Annotated in this window: 6 protein-coding genes; 4 read left to right on the plus strand and 2 right to left on the minus strand. The window is 62.6% G+C overall.

Annotated features, from left to right (window positions below):
* The first annotated feature begins 1 nt into the window (after position 1).
* Positions 2-1,090 (plus strand): polyamine ABC transporter substrate-binding protein, encoded by a 1,089-nt coding sequence (locus ACLEJU_RS21680; RefSeq protein ID WP_435424524.1) that lies wholly within the window; start codon positions 2-4, stop codon positions 1,088-1,090.
* Between the two features lie 52 nt (positions 1,091-1,142).
* Here the strand turns inward: ACLEJU_RS21680 and ACLEJU_RS21685 are convergent, their stop codons facing one another.
* The gene (locus ACLEJU_RS21685; RefSeq protein WP_435424523.1) at positions 1,143-2,369 is read right to left on the minus strand and encodes an MFS transporter; all 1,227 of its coding nucleotides are present in this window, start codon (positions 2,367-2,369) and stop codon (positions 1,143-1,145) included.
* Positions 2,370-2,688: 319 nt separating this feature from the next.
* On the opposite strand from ACLEJU_RS21685, the gene ACLEJU_RS21690 reads away from it, so the two are divergent.
* The 3 genes from ACLEJU_RS21690 (at position 2,689) to ACLEJU_RS21700 (ending at position 5,391) form a co-directional block, all read left to right on the plus strand.
* A complete protein-coding gene (locus tag ACLEJU_RS21690; RefSeq protein WP_435424522.1) occupies positions 2,689-2,952 on the plus strand; it encodes a DUF2790 domain-containing protein in 264 nt (87 codons plus the stop codon).
* Between the two features lie 158 nt (positions 2,953-3,110).
* Positions 3,111-3,860 (plus strand): creatininase family protein, encoded by a 750-nt coding sequence (locus ACLEJU_RS21695; RefSeq protein WP_435424521.1) that lies wholly within the window; start codon positions 3,111-3,113, stop codon positions 3,858-3,860.
* Positions 3,861-3,966: 106 nt separating this feature from the next.
* Positions 3,967-5,391, plus strand: coding sequence for a PLP-dependent aminotransferase family protein (locus tag ACLEJU_RS21700; RefSeq protein ID WP_435424520.1), 1,425 nt, complete (start codon positions 3,967-3,969; stop codon positions 5,389-5,391).
* Here the strand turns inward: ACLEJU_RS21700 and panB are convergent.
* On the minus strand, positions 5,379-6,194 hold the full coding sequence (panB, locus tag ACLEJU_RS21705) for a 3-methyl-2-oxobutanoate hydroxymethyltransferase (RefSeq protein WP_435424519.1): 816 nt from the start codon (positions 6,192-6,194) through the stop codon (positions 5,379-5,381). The two genes, ACLEJU_RS21700 and panB, sit on opposite strands and share 13 nt — an antisense overlap.
* Between the last annotated feature and the right edge of the window lie 215 nt (positions 6,195-6,409).

Here is a 6,409-nt window from a genome sequence, read left to right on the forward strand (position 1 = left end):
CATGAGCAAGCACATCTGCGTGGCCCTGTTGTCCTCGGCGTTGCTGGCGACGGCAGCGCATGCCGAAGAACGGGTCAATATCGCCAACTGGAGCGGCTACATCGCCGATGACACGCTGGCCGAGTTCACCCGGCGCGCCGGCATCCAGACCACCTATGACCTGATCGACAGCAACGAAACCACAGAAGCCAAGCTGATGACCGGCAACAGCGGTTACGACCTGGCGAGCCCGTCGAACCACTTCCTGCCGCGCCTGATCAAGGCGGGGGCCATCGAGGAATTGGACCGCAGCCAGCTGCCCAACTGGCATAACCTCGATCCCAAGCTGATGAAGATCCTGGAGGCCAGCGACCCTGGCAACCGCTACGCGATCCCGTACATGTGGGTGACCACAGGCATTGGCTACAACGTGGAGAAGATCAAGGCGATCTTCGGCAGCACCGAGGTGACCCAGTCCTGGGACCTGTTGTTCAAGCCGGAAAGCATCCAGAAGCTCAGCCAGTGCGGCGTGGCATTCCTCGACAACCCGACGCAGATCGTTTCCATCACCCTGAAGACACTGGGCCTGGACCCGCATAGCGAGAACCCTCAGGACCTGAAGAAGGCCGAAGCGGCGTTGCTTGCGGTGCGGCCATACATCAGTTACTTCCATCAGTCCAAGTACGTGAGTGACTTGGCCAACGGCAATATTTGCGTGGCCATCGGTTTCAGCGGGGACGTGTTGCAGGCCATGAGCAGTGCCAGGCAGGCTGGGAACGGGGTGGATGTGGGTTACAGCATTCCGCGTGAAGGCTCGACCGTGGCGGTTGACATGGTGGTGATGCCCAAGGGGGCTCCGCACCGGCAGAATGGGTACGCGTACCTGAACTATCTGCTGGAGCCGAAGGTGATCGCCAACATCAGCAATGCGGTGAAGTACCCGAACGGGAATGCCGCAGCGCTGGAATACATCACGCCTGAACTGCGCGACAACCCGGCAATCTACCCGCCGGAATCGGTACTCGACACGCTGTTCCCGATCAAGACCTTGTCGCCAGCGGGGATGCGCCTGAGCACCCGGCTATGGACCCGAGTGACAAGTGGCAAGTGATACGGCGGGGTCGCAGCCTTGGCTGTGACCCATCGCCAACGACCGCCTGCCGTCAGCCAGCCTGTGCCGCCAGGCTGTTACTGACATTACGCCCCAGCACCAGCACCGTGACAAAGCCGCAGCCCACCAGCGCCGTGGCCAGGCTCAACAGCACCGAGCTGCCCATCTGGTCGACGATACGCCCACCGAAGAACGAGCCCAGGGCGATGATCACCTGGAACATGGCCACGAACAGCGGCATGCCGCGCTCGACGTCCTTGGGTGCCACGACGAACATCCAGATGCTGGAGCAGGCCGGGAATGCGCCGAAGGCGAAGCCCCACAGTGCGATCAGCATCGCCGCGCCGGTCAGGCCGGTGGCGAAGTAGGGGAACAGCGCAGTGCTGAGGCCGATCATCACCGCTACCAGCATCAACGTGTGGCGTACGCTCTGGTTGGCGGCGTAGCCGGCGAACAGGTTGCCAATCACCCCGGCCACGCCATAGAGCAGCAACAGCGAGCCGATGGTGGGCCCGTCGAAGCCCGAACTTTGTTTGAAGAACGGCGCAACGTAGGTGTACGCGGCAAAGTGCGCCAGGCCAATCAGCAGCACGGCGATCAAGCCAACCCGGGCTTGCGGGTTGATGAACAGCGCTGGCAGGTCACTGACGCGAATGGCCTTGTCCGGGTTGAGCCGCGGCAGCAAGAACAGCTGCGCGAGCAGTACCGGCACGCCGACCAGCGCGGTGGCCAGGAAGGTCATGCGCCAGCCCATCAGGCCGCTCAGCCAGGTGCCCACGGGCACGCCCAGCACGGTGGCCAGGGTCACGCCGGCCATGATGATCGAGGTGGCCCGGGCCACGCTCACGCCCTTGGGCGCCAGGCGGCCGCTGAGGGCAATGGCGGTGGCCCAGAAGCCGCCGATGCTGATGCCCAGCAGGACACGACCGAACAGCAGCAGGCTGAAGTCGCTGGCATAGGCCACCACCGCGTTGGCGATGATCATGATCAGCGTCAGGCCGATCAGCAGGTAGCGCCGGTCCATGGCGCCAATGCCCACCGACAGCAGCGGCGCGGCGAGGGCCGCCATGATGCCGGGCAGGGTCACCATCAGTCCGGCATGGCCGGCGCTGATGCCCAGGTCGCTGGCCACATCGTTGAGCACGCCCACCGGGAGAAACTCGCTGGTAACCAGGGCGAAGGCGCCCACGGCGACCGAGAGAATCGCCAGCCACTGCTGCCTGACGCTTTGTTGATCATGTTCGGGACGGCCGTGTGAGGCCTGACTGACGCTTGGCATGTTCCTGATTCCAAGGTGAGGTCGCCTGTTGCAGGCGAAGGGGAGGGAAAATTGAAGGCGATTATAAAGGCCGGTTTCGCCAAGCTGGCAGGCGAGCCGCTCGATAGTATTCATCAACGTGATCGATGGGACGCGCTGGCTAGAGCACTGCGCCGGTTTGTATCACAGCGTATCCAGGGGGGATACAGATACGCTTTGAGTTGATCCGCCAGGGATCGTGACACAAGCCAGGTACTTTCCAGCCTTTTAATGGGCTCCATCGAAGCGATGCAGTAACGCCTCGGTTCAAACACCCCATTGAAGCCCGGAGAGCCCCACCATGAACCGCAAAGCCGTCTACGCCGCCTGCCTGTTCGCCGCACTCAACGTCTGCACCCTGGCCGCCCGCGCCGAAGCTGCCGACAATGTCCGCACTTACACCTATGGCACCCAGCTGGACATCAAGAAAGTGTTGTCGACCAGCCAGGACGCTACGCCGACTTGCGGGGTGGTCAATGCCAAACTCACCTACCTCGACTCCCACGACCAGACCCAGGTGCTGAACTACCGCACCTTCGGCGACCACTGCATCGGTGAGAACTGAAGCGGGCACTGCCCTGGCCCCGACAGAGGAGTCCTGCCATGAACTGGTAAGCACGACAGCCCGAATGCATGCCCGGCAGGCGCGAAACGGTCTTTACTGTTGAAGCGGAAACCACCGCGCCTGGCGCTCCCAGCCAAATTTCCCATGAGAGAAGCAAGATGCTCCTACATCGATCGACCTGGGTTGAAACGGAACGATTCCTCCAGCGCAGCCGGACCATCGTCATTCCCATCGGCTCCAACGAGCAGCACGGGCCGACAGGGCTGCTCGGCACCGACTGGATGTGCCCGGAAATCATCGCCTTCGAAGCGCAGAAGGCGGCGGATATCCTGGTCGCGCCTACCTTCAACATCGGCATGGCCCAGCACCACCTTGGCTTCCCCGGCACGATCTCGCTCAGGCCATCGACTTTCATTGCCGCGATCACCGACTGGGTTCGCTCACTGGCAGTGCATGGCTTCGAGAAGATCCTCTTCCTCAATGGCCACGGCGGTAACGTGGCCTCGATCGAGGCAGCCTTCTCCGAGATCTATGCCGAGGCCAGCTTTGCCCGCCGCCCGGCCGGGTTTGCCTTGAAACTGATCAACTGGTGGGACCTGGAAGGTGTCGAGGCCCTGGCCAAGGAGCAGTTCCCGACCGGCCACGGCATCCATGCCACGCCTTCGGAGATTGCCGTGACCCAGTGGGCCTATCCGGACTGCATCAAGACCGCCGACTATGCGCCGCAGATCGCCAACTGGGGCCCCATCCGCGAGGCCGTGGATTTCCGTGCGCGCCACCCGGACGGGCGGATGGGCTCGGACCCGGCCCAGGCTTCGCCGGAGAAGGGCGAAGCGCTGGTCAGGCTGGCGGCCCAGGGGCTGGTGAAGGCCGTGGAAGGGTTCAGCAGCGAAAGCAGAGCGGGGTGATGCAGCTCAACTCAAAGGCTTGCATGGCGGTGGCTGCTCCACCGCTAGCAGGCCGATGGGTATCTACGTGTAACCTGTGGCAGCATTTGCCACGTGATGCTTGAGTATGGATGCGAAGAAAACCAACAAATCCGGCTACACCTACCAGGCGGTCTACCGCTATCTGCTCGACTGGATCGAAGCGGCACCCTCGGATATCGAGCAGCGCCTGCCATCTTTGCGCCAACTGGCCCAGCGATTGAACGTTTCAGTCTCCAGTACCCAGTATGCCTATTCACTGCTTGAGGACGAGGGGCGGGTGCATGCACGCCCCAAACTCGGCTACTTCACCCGGGCCAGCAGCACGCCCTTGCGCGCCGAGCGCTCGCCGAGCCTGCTGGACACTGTGTTCGCCAATGCCCGTCAGCCCGGCATGCTGGCCCTTGGCAGCGATGCCCCGGCCATGCTGCTGTCGCTGGAAAAACCGTTGTTGATGATCGAGCGCGAACTCACGCGTCAGTACCCGTCTTCCCATGCGCCGCTCTACCAACCCTTCGGCGAGATGGCGTTACGCAGCGTGCTGGCGGAGTTCTACACCCGCTCGGCACACCGTTGCTGGCAGGCCGAGCATGTGTTCGTCGGCTCTGATCTGCGCAGCATCCTCGAACTGTCGCTGCGTGCCCTGGATCTCGAAGGCAAGGTGGCGTTGGTCGAATCGCCATGCAACTGGGCGGTGCTCAGGCAACTGCTGGCCGCACGCATGACCATCATCGAAGTGCCGTTGGCTGAGGATGGGCGCTTCGACCTGCAGCAGCTGCGCCTAATACTGGACAGCGAACCGGTGCGCCTGGTGGTGTTGTCGTCGGCCACCAGCGTGCCGCAAGGCGGCCTGATGCCGGCCGCAGACAAGCAACAGATCTGCCGCTGGCTGGCCGAGCATGATGTGTGGCTGTTCGAAAACGATGGCTACGGCGAGTTCTGCTTCCAGGCCGAGGCGCCACGTTACCGCGATTTCGCCGACCCGGACCGGTTGCTGGTATTCTCCACCTTCGACAAGGTGATCGGTTCGGAGGCACCCTACGGCTACCTGCTCTGCCGACGCCATACCGAGCAGTTGCAGCAGCTGTTTCTGGAGCGTGCTTTCCGCTTGTCGCCGATCCGCCAGAAGGCCATCGCCAAACTTTTCACTTCGCGTCGGTTCGAGCAGCATGTGCAGCGGCTGCGCACCCTGATGCGTGAGCGCATGATGCACATGAAGGCCCTGCTGGAAACCTATGGCCAAGGTTGCCTGCGCATCCATGAGCCGCAGGGCGGGGCGAGTTTCTGGCTGGAAGCGACCCGCTCGGTGGACATGCGCCGGGTCTTCGAGCGGCTGTTGGCGCAGCGTATCGTCATCGCGCCTGGGGAGATCTTCAGCCAACGTGGCCTTTGGCGCAGTCACTTGCGCCTGTGCTACACGCTGGACTGGAGCAAAGACATTCCCCAGGCGCTGCAGTGCCTGGTCAGGGCGATCCAGGACGAGGCCAGCCAGGACAGGGCTCAGACGCCATAGCAGTGGCGCATTTCAGGGAAGGTGCCGTCGCGTACTTCGTCACCGAAACGGGTACACGCCTCGCGGATCACCTGGGCAACGTCGGCATAAGGCTTGACGAAGCGGGGGACATGATCGCCACCCAACCCCAGCAGGTCCTCGGTCACCAGTACCTGGCCATCGCAAGCCGGTGATGCACCAATGCCGATGGTGGGTTTGTCGGTGGCGTCGGTGATTGCCCTGGCCACCGGTTCCGCGACCCCCTCCAGCAACAGGCTGAAGGCTCCGGCCTGCAGGTTGGCCTGGGCATCGGCGCGCAATGCCGCGCCGCTGTCCGGGCACAGCCCCTGGGCCTTGTAGCCGCCCATGACATTGATGAACTGGGGCATCAGGCCGATGTGTGCCATGACCGGTATGCCGCGCGCGACGAGAAATTCCACTGTACTGGCCAAGGCCTGATTGGCCTCCAGCTTGACAGCGTCACAGCCTGTGCTGGCGAGTACCTGGGCGCAATTGCGAAACGCCTGTTCATGGGATTCCTGGTAGCTGCCGAATGGCATGTCGGCAATCACGCAGGCCAGCCGCGTGCTGTCGACCACCGCCCGGGTGTGGGCGATGGTTTCGTCCAAGCGCATGCCCAGGGTAGAGGGGCGGCCGTAGCCGACCATGGCGGTGGAGTCACCGACCAGGATGAAATCGACCAGGGGGTCGATCACCCTGGCGATCGCGCTGCTGTATGCCGTCAGCGAAACGATTTTTTGCCGGCCTTTCATGGCGACCAGCTGTGGAACCGTCAGTCGTCTGTTGCGGATATGTGTGCTCATCAGTACCAGGCCTCGACATGTGGTCAAAGAGGACCTGATTATCGAGGCGTATATTGATGACTCAATATACAGATCTCACCAGAAAACCGGCACAGAGGTCGCTGCGTGATGGTCTTAAAGCTGGCGCAATCCCTTGTGGGAGCCGCGCTTGCCGGCGATGGGCCGCGAAGCGGCCCCCAGCTATTTATGCAACAACCACTAAACCTGTTTCTTCT

Origin of the sequence: Pseudomonas sp. SMN11, from assembly GCF_052041945.1 — a bacterium.
GTDB lineage: Bacteria > Pseudomonadota > Gammaproteobacteria > Pseudomonadales > Pseudomonadaceae > Aquipseudomonas.

Bases quoted from the DNA above. Each gene is read 5' to 3' on its own strand.
- ACLEJU_RS21690 (WP_435424522.1), top strand. From the start codon at position 2,689: ATGAACCGCAAAGCCGTCTACGCCGCCTGCCTGTTCGCCGCACTCAAC.
- ACLEJU_RS21700 (WP_435424520.1), top strand. From the start codon at position 3,967: ATGGATGCGAAGAAAACCAACAAATCCGGCTACACCTACCAGGCGGTC.
- panB (WP_435424519.1), bottom strand. From the start codon at position 6,194: ATGAGCACACATATCCGCAACAGACGACTGACGGTTCCACAGCTGGTC.
- ACLEJU_RS21695 (WP_435424521.1), top strand. From the start codon at position 3,111: ATGCTCCTACATCGATCGACCTGGGTTGAAACGGAACGATTCCTCCAG.
- ACLEJU_RS21685 (WP_435424523.1), bottom strand. From the start codon at position 2,369: ATGCCAAGCGTCAGTCAGGCCTCACACGGCCGTCCCGAACATGATCAA.
- ACLEJU_RS21680 (WP_435424524.1), top strand. From the start codon at position 2: ATGAGCAAGCACATCTGCGTGGCCCTGTTGTCCTCGGCGTTGCTGGCG.